Origin of the sequence: Flavobacterium sp. ASW18X (genome assembly GCF_005144745.1) — a bacterium.
Lineage (GTDB): Bacteria > Bacteroidota > Bacteroidia > Flavobacteriales > Flavobacteriaceae > Croceivirga.
Window position 1 is genome coordinate 94,481 of record NZ_SWKK01000004.1, and the last position, 14,395, is coordinate 108,875.

Below are 14,395 nucleotides of genomic sequence, written 5' to 3' on the forward strand. Positions count from 1 at the left end.
TTTATAATGTTAAGCTTGCAGTAAAGTTTAGATAATTGTAGACCTTCCTAGATTAATATTTTCATTATTCATATTAAACTGGTCGTCATTATCTACAATGTGGTTGGCAATAAAATCCCCTACGTGGCTTGTTCCATAGGTACTATTGGCATCTAAATCTTTAGTAACAATACCAAGATTTATGGCTTTATTTACCGCTTCTCTTATGGCCATAGCTTCCTCAAACATTTTAAAATATTCTAATAACATGGCAGCAGCCAAAATAGCGGCTATAGGATTGGCAATATTCTTATCCTTTTGTTCTGGATATGCACCATGTAAAGGATGAAATAGCCCATTATTATCCCCTATAGCTGCTGAGGCTAAAGTATAACTAGTACCACTTATTACGCCACCTTCATCAGCAATAATATCACCAAACATATTCTCTGTAAGTAATACATCAAAAACATTTGGATTACTAACTAATTCCGTGGCTGCATGATCTACAAACATGTATTCCAACTTAACATCTGGATAGCTCTGAGCAATTGTGCCAACCACTTTTCGCCATAATTTAGAAGATTCTAAAACATTAGCTTTATCAATAAGAGTAACTTTGTTTTTTCTGTTTTTTGCAGCTTTAAATGCCAAGTGAGCAATTTTACTGATTTCCTTTTCTGTATACTCACAAACATCAGAGGCTTTTGTGCCTTCTGCGTTCATATTTTTTTCTCCAAAATAGATACCACCTGTTAGTTCTCTATATACTATAAAATCGGTTCCCTTAATAATTTCTGGTTTTAAAGGGGATTTATTTACAAGCGACGGAAAAATTTTAACTGGTCGTAAGTCGGCATATAAATCTAATGCTTTACGGAGTTGTATTAAACCATGTTCCGGTCTTACCTGAGCAACAGGATTGTTGTTAAATTTTGGGTCGCCCACTGTACCAAAGAGTACGGCATCTGCATTTTGGCATATTTCTAAAGTTGTCTTAGGTAATGCACTCCCGTAGGTTTCTATGGCTTGCGCACCTACGATGGCGGGGGTAAATTTAAAATTATGATTGTAAATCTCCTCAATGGCCTCCAAACACTTTACCGCTTGTTGGGTAACTTCTGGTCCTACACCATCTCCGGCTAATAAGGCGATGTCTAAATTCATAAAGCTTTTATTTTAAATGGGGGGATTAAGCTAAACTTGTCATGTCTATGGCGCTAGTTTCCACAATTTCATGGATATCCGCATCCACAATTTCTTTTTTACGGTCTGCGTACTTTAAAAAGTTTTCATAAACCTTGTCTAATTGTACTTTAGTTAATTCATAGCCAACGTTTTTTGCGCGGTAGGCCAAGGCAGCTCTACCACTACGTGCGGTAAGTACGATAGAAGATTGGCTAACGCCTACATCTGCAGGGTCAATAATTTCATAGGTTTCTCTATTTTTTATAACGCCATCTTGGTGTATGCCGGAGCTATGTGCAAAAGCATTTGTACCTACAATAGCTTTATTGGGTTGTACAGGCATTCCCATTTTTTGAGACACCATTAAACTAGTGTCATACAGCAACTTACTGTTAATATTAGTATCTAAGTGTAAGTCTGGATGTTGTCTCATAATCATTACTACCTCTTCTAAAGACGTGTTTCCTGCACGTTCTCCAATTCCGTTTATAGTACATTCTATCTGGCGAGCACCGTTTATGGCGCCAGCAATAGAATTTGCAGTAGCCAAACCTAAATCGTTATGGCAATGACAGGATAAAATGGCTTTATCTATGTCCTTTACATTTTCTTTAAGGTATTTCATTTTGGTACCGTATTCATCTGGTAAACAGTAGCCTGTGGTATCCGGGATGTTTAGTACGGTTGCTCCGGCTTTAATTACAGCTTCGCATACTCTTGCTAAATATTCATTATCCGTTCTGCCAGCATCTTCTGCATAGAACTCCACATCTTCTACAAAAGTTTTTGCATATTTTACAGCAGCAACAGCTCTTTCTATAATGTCTTCTCGGTTAGATTTGAATTTATGGGTAATGTGGGAATCAGAGGTTCCTATTCCAGTGTGTATTCTAGGTCTTTTGGCAAATTTAAGGGCTTGGGCGGCAACTTCAATATCTTTTTTAACGGAACGGGTTAAACCACAGACCGTTGCATTTTCAACCAATTTGGCAATCTCTTCTACAGATTTAAAATCTCCAGGGCTAGATATGGGAAAACCTGCCTCTATAACATCCACACCCATCTCATCTAAGCGGCTTGCAATGACCAATTTTTGCTCCGTGTCTAATTTACAACCTGGAACTTGTTCGCCATCCCTTAGTGTTGTATCAAAAATATGTACCTTATCTTTACCCATAGTTTACGTAGATTTTATCTAATCCTTACGAATGTATTAATGCTGGGATTAAATAAATATCGTAAGCACTTTCTGTTACAATGTTTATCTAGTAATGGAATATATTAAGTTGTTATAAATCAGTTGTATAGATATAATTTTTTACGATGACAAGCACTGCTAAGGATACCTTGTTTATTTTGATTAAATCCCTTTCTAAGTCAGAGAAAAGGCAGTTTAAATTGTACGTGGGTAGGCTAGGGGTTAATACCGATGCAAAATTCTTAGCACTTTTTAATTTGTTGGATAAGATGAAATCTTATAACGAAAAGCAAATTTTAGAGAGTGGTATTGTTAAAAAAGCGCAGTTATCTAACTTAAAAGCACATTTGTATAAGCAAATATTGATTAGTTTAAGGTTGAATCCTGTTAACCAGAATATTAGAGTGCAAATAAGGGAACAATTAGACTTTGCTACTATTCTCTACCAGAAAGGATTATACAAACAAAGTTTAAAGCTTTTAGACAAAGCAAAAACCATGGCAATAGAGAATGAAGAAAAGAATGTTGCCTATGAGATTGTGGAACTAGAAAAGATTATAGAAACCCAATATATTACCCGCAGTATACCAGATAGAGCTGATGAACTTGCTAGGCAAGCCAAGGATTTAAGTAGACAAAATGTAGTAACAAGTAAATTGTCTAATCTTTCTTTACAGTTATATGGTATGATGCTTAAAGTGGGTTATGTTCGGAATGATAAAGACCTAAAACTAGTAAAGGAATATTTTGAAGCACATTTACCCGAATATAAGATTGAGGATTTAGATTTTAGAGAAAAGCTATGGTTGTACAAGGCGCATTTATGGTATAGTTTTTTAACCCAAGATTTTTTATCAGCTTATAAATATAGTACTAAATGGGTAGAATTATTTTACTCAAACCATGAAATGATTTATCTAAATCCTGTTTTTTATTTAAAGGGAAATCATTATTTGTTAGAATCGCTTTTCTATGTAAAATATAGAAGTCTATTTAAAGAGACTTTACAAAAGTTAGAGGATACAGTTGCCAATAAAAGCTTTCCTAAAAACGATAATGTTACATCTCTAGCCTTTTTGTACATCAACAGTAATAAATTAAATCTTCATTTTTTTGAAGGTACGTTCGAGAGTGGCTTATATCTTGTAAATGTTGTTGAGTATGGTATTAGGAAGCATAAAGATAGAATTGATGAACACCACGTAATGTTGTTGTATTACAAGATTGCGTGCTTGTATTTTGGTGTTGGAGACAATAAAAATTGTATAGCATATTTAAAACGAATCATCAACAATAAAAATCTTAAAATGCGAGAAGATTTAATGTGTTTTGCTAGAGTTTTAAGTCTGGTAGCGCATTATGAGGCGGGTATGGATTATCATTTAGAGGTGCAGTTAAAGAACACCTATAAGTTTTTATTAAAAATGAACGATTTGCATGCTGTACAAAAGGAGATGATAAAATTCTTGCGTAATCTTGGAGAGATATATCCAACAGATTTAAAAGCAGAATTTCAGAAACTATATAATGAGCTTAAGAAATATGAGGACCATCCTTATGAAAAAAGAGCGTTCTTGTATTTAGATATTTTGTCATGGTTAGAAAGTCACTTACAAAATAGACCCGTTTCAGAAATCATCAGAGAAAAGTCTTTAGCTATTACTCGGTAGGTGGTACATTGGTATTTAACATTTGGGGTAACAAGCTTTGACTAAAACTTTCAAACTCATTATTTGCGGCCATTTTTCTTACTTGCACGGGGTCAAAATTACCTTTAAAATATAAAAAAGAGCCGTTTATATTATCGTTTTTGTACACCAATATTTCTTTAATAACGTCTCGCTTTTCGCGGACAGAAATCACATTGCGTTTTAAATGATCGTTTTTACGGTAAATCTCTATAAAAGAATTGCCCGTAAAACTATTCATTTGGTTGTTTAAGAATTGAGATTGTGTATCTGTAGCACTAGGGAATTGCATGTATCTTAAATCTTTGGTATCCCCTATAATACTATTCATTTCTGGAGATATACTTCGTACTAGAGAAAACATGAATTGTGGTACTCTAAAGGCAGTAACTTGATTGTCATTTTTGTGCGCTTCGTAAAAATCAGCAATGGAGTTATAGCTACTACAAGAAGCAAGTATCAATAAAAATACAAAGGAGAGAAGCTTTTTCATGTTTCTGAGTTTCTTCTAAAGTAAGACTTTAATAGCAAGAATCCCAAATAGGGTCTTTAGGTGGGTTGGCTACCACAGTAATATGTTCTTTGCTAACAGGATGCGTAAAGGTCAATTTGCGTGCATGTAGATGAATACTACCATTTTTGTTGCTACGGTCCGCCCCGTATTTTAAATCGCCCTTAATAGTACTACCTATAGCTGCTAATTGTGATCGTATTTGATGGTGTCTGCCGGTATGCAAATCTACTTCTAGTAAAAAATAATTATTCAATACTTTAATAGTTTGGTAACTCAATATTGCCTTTTTACTGTCTGCAACTTCTTGAGGGTATGCGTAAGATTTATTTTGTTTTGGATTACGTTTAAGCCAGTGCGTAAGTGTGGCTTCTTTTTTGTCGGGAACCTGTTTAACAACTGCCCAATAGGTTTTTTCTGTCTTACCTTCTGCAAATAGTTTATTTAATCTGGGCAGAGCTTTACTAGTTTTAGCAAAAAGTACTATGCCAGAGGTAGGGCGGTCTAATCTGTGTACAACGCCCAAATATACATTGCCTGGTTTGTTGTATTTTTCTTTTAGAAAACCCTTAACTATTTCTGACAAGGGAGTGTCCCCAGTTTTATCACCTTGTACAATATCTCCAGGACGTTTATTTACCACGATTAGGTGATTGTCCTCATACAAGACGTCTAAATTTTTTATGCTAGATTTTTTGATGATGTTTTCTTTTGTTGTTGCATTACAGAGATCAGTAGACAAATAGCGCCAAGGGTCACGGATACATCTGCCATGTTAAAAATTCCTGTTCTTAAAAAGCCGATTTTCAAATGAAAAAAATCAGTAACCGAGCCATATAAAAAACGGTCTATTAAGTTGCCTAGGCCTCCACCAATTAAAAAAGCGAAAGCAACTAAATTCCAATTTGGCAAATTTTGCTTTTTAAATATGCGAACTAATAAAATTAACAGCACAACAAGTGGTAAAAAGTTGAGCAATACATTTTTTAGTACGGGAGAAAAATTAGCGCCAAAACCCAGTGCTGCTCCCGTATTTTCTACTTTGGTTAATATAAAATTGTCCTTTACCAAAGGTATGTATGCATTGTCTTCTACCTTTTTGCGCACCAGTTCTTTAGAAATTTGGTCGCATCCAAAATTCACCAAAATCAGAAGTAAGATTACAATCGATTTGGTTCTCAAAACACTTATTTTTAATAGGATTCTTCGTCGTTAGGAAAGTCTTTGCTTTTTACATCTTTCACATAGTTAGAAATGGCGCTTTCCATTTCATCATACAAATTCATGTATCTACGTAAAAACCTTGGATTAAACTCGTGGGTCATTCCTAATAAATCATGCACCACCAATACTTGGCCATCAACACCGCCACCAGCACCGATTCCTATTACAGGTATAGAGACACTTTCTGCCACCTCTTGTGCTAGTTTTGCTGGTATTTTTTCTAAAACCAAAGCAAAACAGCCTAATTCTTCTAGGAGCTTGGCATCACTTTTTAGTTTTTCTGCCTCTTCCTCTTCTTTAGCACGAACGGTATAGGTGCCAAATTTGTAAATAGATTGTGGGGTTAATCCTAAATGTCCCATAACAGGTATGCCAGCTTCCAAAATTCTACTGATAGAAACTTGTATTTCCGAGCCACCTTCTACTTTAACAGCGTGTCCGCCACTTTCCTTCATTATTCGGATAGCAGAACGTAAGGCTTCTTTAGAATCTCCTTGGTAGCTGCCAAAAGGTATATCTACAACTACTAATGCTCTAGTCGCTGCACGCACAACAGAAGTAGCGTGGTAAATCATTTGGTCTAATGTAATAGGTAGCGTGGTTTCGTGACCAGCCATGACGTTACTAGCAGAATCGCCTACCAAAATCACATCTACATTAGCAGCGTCTACAATTTTCGCCATAGAATAATCGTAGGCCGTGAGCATGGAGATTTTTTCTCCATTTTGCTTCATTTCTACCAAGGATTTCACGGTAACCCTTTTATATCGTTTTTTAGCTACAGACATTATATTGTACTTTGATGCCTAAATGTAAGCAGTTTTGTTTAATTTGATTGCAGGAACTGTAATTGAACCTTATGAAAATTGTCGTTTTAGTTATTCTTTATTTGTTTACCAATGCTTTAGGTTTTTCTCAATCTCCAGAAGAACAAGTAAAAAAAGCAATTACTATTTTTTTTAAAGGTTTTCATGCAAAAGATTCTCTAATGATGAAACAAGTGGTGGCAGACCATGTAGTGGTGCAAACTACAAGTGTAACCCAAGAAGGGAAAACGCTATTTAAGACAGAAGACATACACACCCTTTATAAAAATATTGCGTCAATACCAGCTAAGGTGGAGTTTAAAGAAGAATTAACTAACTTTTCTATACAGGTAGACCGTACCATGGCGAATGCATGGGTAGATTACACATTTTTTTTAAATAAAGAATTTAGTCATTGTGGCGTCAATTCTTTTCAGCTCATAAACTTTGATGGAAATTGGAAGATTATTTACCTCATAGATACGCGCGGTAAAGAAGGTTGTGAAAACTAGCAATCACTCAAATTTACTCCTACAGCCAGACCACCTTCAGAGGTTTCTTTGTACTTGCTGCTCATGTCTTTGGCAGTTTCCCACATGGTATTCACTACCTTATCTAACGGAACTTTAGCAGAAGATGGGTCGCTATCTAATGCCAGTTCCGAAGCGTTTATGGCTTTAATAGCACCCATGGTATTACGCTCTATGCATGGTACTTGTACCAAACCACCAATAGGATCGCATGTAAGTCCTAAATGATGTTCCATTGCAATTTCTGCGGCCATGAGAACTTGTTCCGGAGATCCCCCCATAAGTTCGGTTAATCCTGCAGCTGCCATTGCAGAAGAAACGCCAATTTCTGCTTGGCAACCACCCATAGCAGCAGAAATGGTAGCTCCTTTTTTAAAGACACTACCAATTTCCCCAGCTACTAACAGAAATTTTTTAATGTCGTCAAAATTACCGTCATGGTTTTCTATGACTAAATAATACATTAAAACAGCAGGGATTACACCTGCACTACCATTGGTAGGCGCAGTAACAACTCTACCTAAGGAAGCGTTTACCTCATTAACTGCCAAGGCAAAACAGCTCACCCACTTTATAATTTGTCTAAACTTAACTTCTGTGTCTCTTATGGCTTCTATCCATTCTTGCGGTGACTTATAGGGTTTGTCGCCAATAAGCTTTTGATTCATGTCAAAAGCACGTCTCTTTACCTGTAAACCTCCAGGCAAGATGCCTTGTGTATGGCAACCAAGAAACATGCTCTCCAGCATAGTGTTCCATATATGCTGTAATTGCAAATCTATTTCTGCATCTGTCCGCAGTGCGCGTTCGTTCTCTAAAACCAATTCAGAAATAGACCATTGATTGCTTTTACAATACTGTAAAATTGCTTCTCCATTTTCTATGGGGTAGGGGAATACGGTTGTAGCTAAGGCAGTGTTGGGCAATAAATCTATCTTTTCTTGTGCCACAAAACCGCCACCGATAGAGTAATAGGTTTCTGTTACTTTGGTGTTATTTTCTAGGGTAGCTTCAAAAGTGATTCCATTGGCATGAAACGGTAAAAATTCTTTTAGAAACTTAATGTTCTCTGTAAAGGAAAAATCAATTTCATGTTTAGCATCCAAACAGATTTTACCAGTCTTTTTTACTGTATTTATAATAGGGTCAATAGTATCACAATCTATAAATACTGGGTCTTTACCCAATAAGCCTAAAACTGCTGCTATATCTGTGGCATGTCCTTTACCTGTTAACGATAGTGAGCCATAAAGCAATACATTTACTTGAATCACTTTTTCCAGGTTTTGTTCTTTTTTTAATACTGCCAAAAACTGTTCTGCTGCGCGCCAAGGTCCAAGCGTATGAGAACTAGAGGGACCTACGCCAATTTTAAGCATATCAAAAACACTAATGCATTCCATGATTCAGATTATTAGATAATCAAATATAGGTTAAATACACCCTAAGTTATTAGGAATAATTTTAAGAATCTTTAAGGTTAATATCATATTGATAATTTCTTTTCTTGTCTAAAGAAATTAAGTTGACAAAAAAATGACGCTATACTGACACCTTGTCATAGGCTTAAGGCATGGCATAATCATTGACATTTATGCAGTGTAAAATGAATAGAAAAAAAATAAAATAATAAGCATGAGTAAAATAATAGGTATCGATTTGGGTACGACCAACTCTTGTGTTTCCGTAATGGAGGGTAACGAGCCTGTGGTTATACCTAATGCAGAAGGTAAAAGGACAACTCCGTCTGTAATTGCATTTGTAGAAGGAGGAGAGATAAAAGTGGGGGACCCTGCAAAAAGACAAGCAGTGACTAACCCAAATAAAACCATTTATTCCATAAAAAGATTTATGGGAAATAAGTTCTCTGAAAGTCAAAAAGAGGCCAACAGAGTACCTTATAATGTTGTAAAAGGAGATAACGATACACCAAGAGTGGATATTGACGGTCGTTTGTATACCCCACAAGAATTGTCTGCTATGATTCTTCAAAAAATGAAGAAAACTGCAGAAGATTATTTAGGGCAAGATGTAACTAGAGCTGTAATTACTGTACCAGCTTACTTTAACGATTCTCAAAGACAAGCTACTAAAGAAGCTGGTGAAATTGCAGGTCTTAAAGTAGAGCGTATTATTAATGAGCCAACAGCAGCCTCTTTGGCTTATGGTTTGGATAAAAAAGATTCTGACCAGAAAATTGTAGTATTTGATTTTGGTGGTGGTACACATGATGTTTCTATCCTTGAGTTAGGAGATGGCGTTTTTGAAGTATTAGCAACAGATGGCGATACGCATTTAGGAGGTGATGATGTTGACCAGAAAATAATCGATTGGTTGGCAGAAGAGTTTAAGGCAGATGAGTCAATGGATTTGCGTGAGGATGCTATGGCATTGCAAAGACTACGTGAAGCTGCTGAAAAAGCGAAGATTGAGCTGTCTTCTTCTGCACAGACAGAGATTAACTTGCCTTACGTAACAGCGACTGCTTCTGGACCAAAGCACTTAGTGAGAACACTGAGCCGCGCTAAGTTTGAACAACTTATAGATGATTTAGTAAAGAGAACAATTGCTCCTTGTGAGTCTGCATTAAAGTCTGCAGGTTTATCTAAGAGTGATATTGATGAAATTATCTTAGTTGGTGGTTCTACGAGAATCCCTGCAGTACAAGAAGCTGTTGAGAAATTCTTTGGTAAAAAGCCAAGCAAAGGGGTTAATCCGGATGAGGTAGTTGCTGTAGGTGCTGCAATCCAGGGTGGTGTATTAACAGGAGATGTCAAGGATGTATTGTTGCTAGATGTAACGCCACTTTCTTTAGGTATTGAAACCATGGGTGGTGTAGCTACTAAATTGATTGAAGCTAATACAACAATTCCAACAAAGAAGTCTCAAGTATTTTCTACGGCGGCAGATAACCAGCCTTCTGTAGAAATACACGTACTACAAGGAGAAAGACCAATGGCTGCGGATAACAAGACCATCGGTAGGTTCCATTTAGATGGTATTCCACCTGCGCCAAGAGGTACGCCTCAAATTGAAGTAACTTTTGATATTGATGCCAACGGTATCATTAAAGTATCTGCAACAGATAAAGCTACAAATAAGTCTCAAGATATTAGAATTGAAGCATCTTCTGGATTGACGGAAGAGGAAATTCAGAAAATGAAAGCAGAAGCAGAAGCTAATGCCGAGGCAGACAAAAAAGCTAAAGAAACAGCAGATAAGTTAAATGAAGCTGATGGTATGATTTTCCAAACAGAAAAGCAATTGAGCGAGTTTGGAGATAAACTTTCTGATGATAAGAAAAAGCCAATAGAGGAGGCTTTGGAAGAATTAAAGAAGGCTTATGAAACCAAAGACCTAGCAGTTATTTCTCCAGCATTAGAGAAAATTAACGAAGCTTGGAAAGTAGCATCAGAAGAGATGTATAAAGCGCAAGCAGAGGCTGGCCAAGCTGGTGGTGACCCAACTGCAAATGCAGGTGGTGCGGCAGGAGCAAACGGACAAGCGTCTGAAGGTGATAACGTGGAAGACGTAGATTTTGAAGAAGTGAAATAAACTTCTAAAATATATTAAAATAAAAACCCTGATGATTTTCATCAGGGTTTTTTTATGCAATTTTTATTCTTAGTCTCTAGATAAAATACTTAGAATGTACCAAAATAGAAGCATTAAAGAAGCAAACAAACCTAAAGATGCAGCAACATATTGTTCTTCATTGTATTTATGGATAAGATTAGAGGTCTGGTATAGAATAGAACCAGAGGCTAAAACTACCATACCCACGCTAAACCATAATCCTAAGTTAAAGCCAAAAAGCACTCCAGCAACTATTAAACCTAAGGCAATAAAAAAGCCAATGGTTAAAATAGAGCTTAAAAAAGAGAAATCTTTTTTAGTAATAAATACTACGGCAGTTAAACCAGAAAATAACGCTAAGGTCAATATAGCAGCTTGATTCAGAATTTCAAAACCACCATCTTGAGCCATATACATAGCTACAAAAATTAAGGGAATAAAAATAAATGCTTCTGCCACTACATATAATGCAAGACCTGCATAATGCATCTTTTTATCGTTACTACCTAAAGCTAATTTTTCAGCATAGTTAGTAACTAGCATAAATCCGCCTAATAATAGCAACCAACTTACGCCACCAGTAAGAGACAAGGCTAAATTTAATATACCATCTAATTGAAAAAATAAGGTTTCTACCAGAATAAATAATAACACCGCACCTGCTAAATGTGCATATGTTTTTTTGTAGAAAGCAACTCGGGCTTGGTCTTCTAACTGACTAACGAGTTTTGGTGTAGTTGTGAATTGGTTTTCCATGAAAATATATTTAATAGTATTGAGATAACAATTAAAGTAACTGTTATCGTATATGAATATACTATTAAATACAAAACAAACCCCATAAAATAGATGAACAGCACTATCCTATGGGGTATTTTGTTAAAGTTAAGCAGATTTTAGCTCTGCCATTTCCATTTCTCTCAATTTTTCTAAAGCTTCCCACTTAGAGTTTACATTCAGTTTTAAATAAATATTCTGAATATGAAAGTTTACGGTACTTGGTGTTACATACAGTTGTTGTGCAATAGTCTTGTAGGTATGACCTTGCATTAATAAATCTGCAATCTGATTTTCTCTCTTTGAAAGAAAATCGAATTGTTTTTTTTGAAATACAGCGACAACTTTTTTAGCAACATCATAACTTAAAGCAGTACCTTCTTGTTTAACAGATTCTAAAGCATTCAGTAGTCTGTCTAAGGTAAGAGGTTTGCTTAAAAAACCATTAACACCAACTTTAAATGCTTTTTTGATTAGGTCTAAATTATTCTCTTCACTAATCATTATACATTTGGTGTCTACCTTTTTGTCTCTAAGGGCACGCACACCTTCTAAACCACTAATTCCTTGTAATTTAACTTCAGATATAATAATGTCTGGATTCAGTTTTTTATAATTGTCCAAAACAGGTGTAAAGGAATCATAGGTGCCAATAAGGCTATATTGGCCTAGGTGTGAAAAATAGTTCTCGAATTTCTTTTTAGAAATGGGGTCATTGTCTATAACAATAACTTTAATGGTGTTAGCGTTCATTATACAAAGATTTGGGGTTGTAACATTTGTATTAAGTAATGGAAATATCCATACTTATTATGGGCATAAAAGTTACTATACCTAAAGCATAATAGACTTTTATTTTGGATAGTAAATAGGGCTGTTTTGCTAATGCCGCGAAACTATAGCAGAACGGTTTCTAAAACCATCGTAATTTTTTCTTGTAGGTTACTGGTCAGGACTGCCAGAACTTTTGATAAGTATAAAAGTAGGTATTCATAGACTCGGGGGTTTAATAATTAATGGCAAGTTAAAAATTATATCCAAATCTGAAAATTAGTTGTAGGAAATTTCGACCAAATTCAAGTGTAGTTTATCGAAAAATTTGTATATATCTGATTATCAGAAAAATAAAAGTGGTCCTAAGTGCGCTAACTCACTTAAGACCACGTAAAAACTTCCCCAAGTCTTTATTTTTAATATGTTTAAGTCTATTGCTAGACCTTAATTTCTTATTCTGTAAAGGTTACATTGGCAGTTGCCATAGGTGTGTTGTACACTTCCATAACCCATTTTTCATCCTCGTAGGCACCATTTAAATTGCTCACCATAGCGGTAGATGCATCTGCCTTACTTTTGTAATCTGCTAAGTACACATAGTATAAGCCGTTTTCTTTGTTATAAAACTTTTTAGCATCCAATCCTTTTTTGTTTAGCTTGTTCATGAAGCTTTGTAAATAAGTTTTGTTTTTGAATACATTAGCTATTACGTAGTATCCAGAACTTATTCCTAGGTGGTCTGCATTTTTTTGCTGACGGATAAAGGAGTCGTCATAATCTCTTTTGATAGGTGTGCTCTTGGTAGTAGTGCTGTTGGTTTTAGTATCGTTTTGTGCCAAACGAGAACCGTAATATTGTTTTTTCTCTTTTCTTGCAGGCTCAGGTCTGTCTAATACTTGCTTAACCTCATGTCTAATTAAGCGTACCATAGTCTCAAACCTTCTTTCAAACATTTCATCTCTGGCTTTTTCTATAGAGTCTTGTCTTAACATTAACTCGTCTAAAACTAGTCTGTTTTCATAAGCTAAGCTATTTTTATCTTCAATTACAGCCTCCTTTTTCATTTGTTGTTTTAGAGAAGTCAATTGCTCTTCGTAATTTCTTACAATCTCATCTACTCTTGCGTCTTCTGATTTGCTAGCATCTGCAATGTTTACATTAATCCCAACCCCTCTTAAATCATCTTTAAAGTTGTATGCTAAAGAAAGTTCATGATTCCATCCTAGATTATCACCTGTTTTGCTCATGTCTTTCCCCATAACATAGCCAAGAGATAATTTTTTATTCAAATTAAACCCTACACCAGAAGAGAATCCATAATCCGCATCATAAGTTCCTTGTAGCCATCCAAACTTAGGCAAGTCTACTAACAAAGAACCGGTGTAAGAGAAGTTGCCTTGTACATTATTCCCCACTTGTACTAAAGGCATTATTCTACCATCTTCTAAGATTCCCCTGGTGTTTTTAAACTTGTGTGTGTATTGCACGGTAGAACGCATACCGTTAAAACCAAAGTTAGTTTCTAATGTTTCGTTAGTTTGGTTGTAGGCCACCATATCTGTCATGTGTACTCCAAAATCAAACATACCCAATGTTAGATTGATACCTGGCTCTAATGCTACCTTATTTTGTTTTGGCGCCTCTTGTATAAGTGGGTCATCTTCATTGGCTATGGTTCTGTTTCTGTCTAAACCGATAGTCATGTATTTAACGTTAGCACCAAAAGTTAAGGCACTTTTTTCTCCTAAAGCTACCCCAGTAGCGTAGTTCGCGTTTATCCCAAATTCTTGTATAACCCCAGACCAATTTCCGTAGACTCCAAGACCAAGTGCAGTGTTTTGGTCCAATTTGTTACTAAATCCAAGATAGTAGTTCTGATTGTTGTCTTGGTAGCCAGAATACTGGTTTCTTAAAAGCACGTTTAGGTATGATTTGTTTTCTCTTACCAAAGAATAGGTAGGGTTAATCATAAACCTGTTAAAGAACAACTGATTGTGAAACGGGCTAACAACGTTATAATTATTGTTAGGAGCAGTCTCTTGCGCCTCTGTTACGTTAGGCATTACAGCTACCATAAGTACTATTGCCAATGGTAGAATGTTTTTTCTAAAGTTGTTAATAAATGCTTTCATGACTTGGGGTTT

At 35.8% G+C, this 14,395-nt stretch carries 13 protein-coding genes; 3 read left to right on the forward strand and 10 right to left on the reverse strand.

Annotated elements, in window-relative coordinates; all coding sequences use genetic code 11:
• Positions 1 to 27: 27 nt before the first annotated feature.
• Both leuB and FBT53_RS03195 read right to left on the reverse strand, forming a co-directional pair.
• Complete coding sequence (leuB, locus tag FBT53_RS03190) at positions 28 to 1,146, reverse strand: 3-isopropylmalate dehydrogenase (protein WP_136949728.1); 1,119 nt, start codon at positions 1,144 to 1,146, stop codon at positions 28 to 30.
• A 25-nt stretch (positions 1,147 to 1,171) separates the two neighbouring features.
• The gene (locus FBT53_RS03195; protein ID WP_136949729.1) at positions 1,172 to 2,344 is read right to left on the reverse strand and encodes a 2-isopropylmalate synthase; all 1,173 of its coding nucleotides are present in this window, start codon (positions 2,342 to 2,344) and stop codon (positions 1,172 to 1,174) included.
• A gap of 146 nt (positions 2,345 to 2,490) precedes the next feature.
• Here FBT53_RS03195 and FBT53_RS03200 point away from each other — a divergent pair, with 146 nt between their 5' ends.
• A complete protein-coding gene (locus FBT53_RS03200) occupies positions 2,491 to 4,035 on the forward strand; it encodes a hypothetical protein (protein ID WP_136949730.1) in 1,545 nt (514 codons plus the stop codon).
• Here the strand turns inward: FBT53_RS03200 and FBT53_RS03205 are convergent.
• The 4 genes from FBT53_RS03205 to panB are packed head-to-tail and all read right to left on the reverse strand — an operon-like array spanning position 4,025 to position 6,576.
• A complete protein-coding gene (locus tag FBT53_RS03205) occupies positions 4,025 to 4,546 on the reverse strand; it encodes a DUF4252 domain-containing protein (RefSeq protein ID WP_136949731.1) in 522 nt (173 codons plus the stop codon). The two genes, FBT53_RS03200 and FBT53_RS03205, sit on opposite strands and share 11 nt — an antisense overlap.
• Positions 4,547 to 4,574: 28 nt before the next feature.
• Entirely contained in the window at positions 4,575 to 5,306 is a 732-nt protein-coding gene (locus tag FBT53_RS03210; RefSeq protein WP_370323663.1) for an RluA family pseudouridine synthase, read from the reverse strand.
• The gene (gene lspA, locus FBT53_RS03215; protein ID WP_136949732.1) at positions 5,246 to 5,746 is read right to left on the reverse strand and encodes a signal peptidase II; all 501 of its coding nucleotides are present in this window, start codon (positions 5,744 to 5,746) and stop codon (positions 5,246 to 5,248) included. The genes FBT53_RS03210 and lspA overlap by 61 nt, the downstream gene beginning before the upstream one ends.
• An 11-nt stretch (positions 5,747 to 5,757) precedes the next feature.
• On the reverse strand, positions 5,758 to 6,576 hold the full coding sequence (panB, locus tag FBT53_RS03220; protein WP_136949733.1) for a 3-methyl-2-oxobutanoate hydroxymethyltransferase: 819 nt from the start codon (positions 6,574 to 6,576) through the stop codon (positions 5,758 to 5,760).
• Between the two features lie 71 nt (positions 6,577 to 6,647).
• Here panB and FBT53_RS03225 point away from each other — a divergent pair, with 71 nt between their 5' ends.
• Entirely contained in the window at positions 6,648 to 7,106 is a 459-nt protein-coding gene (locus FBT53_RS03225; RefSeq protein ID WP_136949734.1) for a nuclear transport factor 2 family protein, read from the forward strand.
• Here the strand turns inward: FBT53_RS03225 and FBT53_RS03230 are convergent.
• A complete protein-coding gene (locus FBT53_RS03230) occupies positions 7,103 to 8,527 on the reverse strand; it encodes an L-serine ammonia-lyase (RefSeq protein ID WP_136949735.1) in 1,425 nt (474 codons plus the stop codon). The two genes, FBT53_RS03225 and FBT53_RS03230, sit on opposite strands and share 4 nt — an antisense overlap.
• 232 nt (positions 8,528 to 8,759) lie before the next feature.
• Between FBT53_RS03230 and dnaK the strand changes: the two genes are divergently transcribed.
• The gene (gene dnaK, locus FBT53_RS03235; RefSeq protein ID WP_136949736.1) at positions 8,760 to 10,679 is read left to right on the forward strand and encodes a molecular chaperone DnaK; all 1,920 of its coding nucleotides are present in this window, start codon (positions 8,760 to 8,762) and stop codon (positions 10,677 to 10,679) included.
• A 69-nt stretch (positions 10,680 to 10,748) separates the two neighbouring features.
• On the opposite strand, the gene FBT53_RS03240 is transcribed toward dnaK, so the two are convergent.
• The 3 genes from FBT53_RS03240 to FBT53_RS03250 form a co-directional block, all read right to left on the reverse strand.
• On the reverse strand, positions 10,749 to 11,456 hold the full coding sequence (locus tag FBT53_RS03240) for a Bax inhibitor-1 family protein (protein WP_136949737.1): 708 nt from the start codon (positions 11,454 to 11,456) through the stop codon (positions 10,749 to 10,751).
• A 129-nt stretch (positions 11,457 to 11,585) separates the two neighbouring features.
• Positions 11,586 to 12,230 (reverse strand): response regulator transcription factor, encoded by a 645-nt coding sequence (locus FBT53_RS03245; RefSeq protein WP_136949738.1) that lies wholly within the window; start codon positions 12,228 to 12,230, stop codon positions 11,586 to 11,588.
• 473 nt (positions 12,231 to 12,703) lie between these two features.
• Entirely contained in the window at positions 12,704 to 14,383 is a 1,680-nt protein-coding gene (locus FBT53_RS03250; protein WP_136949739.1) for a PorP/SprF family type IX secretion system membrane protein, read from the reverse strand.
• Between the last annotated feature and the right edge of the window lie 12 nt (positions 14,384 to 14,395).

Bases quoted from the DNA above. Each gene is read 5' to 3' on its own strand.
- leuB (WP_136949728.1), bottom strand. From the start codon at position 1,146: ATGAATTTAGACATCGCCTTATTAGCCGGAGATGGTGTAGGACCAGAA.
- FBT53_RS03195 (WP_136949729.1), bottom strand. From the start codon at position 2,344: ATGGGTAAAGATAAGGTACATATTTTTGATACAACACTAAGGGATGGC.
- FBT53_RS03200 (WP_136949730.1), top strand. From the start codon at position 2,491: ATGACAAGCACTGCTAAGGATACCTTGTTTATTTTGATTAAATCCCTT.
- FBT53_RS03205 (WP_136949731.1), bottom strand. From the start codon at position 4,546: ATGAAAAAGCTTCTCTCCTTTGTATTTTTATTGATACTTGCTTCTTGT.
- panB (WP_136949733.1), bottom strand. From the start codon at position 6,576: ATGTCTGTAGCTAAAAAACGATATAAAAGGGTTACCGTGAAATCCTTG.
- FBT53_RS03225 (WP_136949734.1), top strand. From the start codon at position 6,648: ATGAAAATTGTCGTTTTAGTTATTCTTTATTTGTTTACCAATGCTTTA.
- FBT53_RS03230 (WP_136949735.1), bottom strand. From the start codon at position 8,527: ATGGAATGCATTAGTGTTTTTGATATGCTTAAAATTGGCGTAGGTCCC.
- dnaK (WP_136949736.1), top strand. From the start codon at position 8,760: ATGAGTAAAATAATAGGTATCGATTTGGGTACGACCAACTCTTGTGTT.
- FBT53_RS03240 (WP_136949737.1), bottom strand. From the start codon at position 11,456: ATGGAAAACCAATTCACAACTACACCAAAACTCGTTAGTCAGTTAGAA.
- FBT53_RS03245 (WP_136949738.1), bottom strand. From the start codon at position 12,230: ATGAACGCTAACACCATTAAAGTTATTGTTATAGACAATGACCCCATT.
- FBT53_RS03250 (WP_136949739.1), bottom strand. From the start codon at position 14,383: ATGAAAGCATTTATTAACAACTTTAGAAAAAACATTCTACCATTGGCA.